Annotated in this window: 1 protein-coding gene; it reads right to left on the reverse strand. The window is 38.0% G+C overall.

Going from position 1 to position 308, the window contains the following annotated elements; genetic code table 11:
- Positions 1–308: hypothetical protein (locus tag L3049_RS21565; protein ID WP_275111908.1), on the reverse strand; the 308-nt coding region annotated here is incomplete at both ends.

Below are 308 nucleotides of genomic sequence, written 5' to 3' on the forward strand. Positions count from 1 at the left end.
CGTTAGTCAACTCGTAAGTTACCTTATCGCCATCTTCATCAACTACATTTGCTGTCAAATGAACGATGTCGTTTGCTGATGCATTCTCTGAAATTGTATTTGAATTTGTATCAATATCTGCAATATCTTTTCCAGTGATCAGATGATCGGTATCTCCTCCACCTGGTGTTGTGCCATCAGCTTCAGTAATTGCAATCTCGAAATTTTTACTTGTATGTGATAAATCTGTACTGGTTGCTTTTACGCTAACTGTCGCTTTGTGATCAGTCAAATCAGCTGAGTCGTAATCGATGTTTCCTTTTACAGTA

It is taken from the genome of Labilibaculum sp. DW002 (assembly GCF_029029525.1).
Classification (GTDB): Bacteria; Bacteroidota; Bacteroidia; order Bacteroidales; family Marinifilaceae; genus Paralabilibaculum; species Paralabilibaculum antarcticum.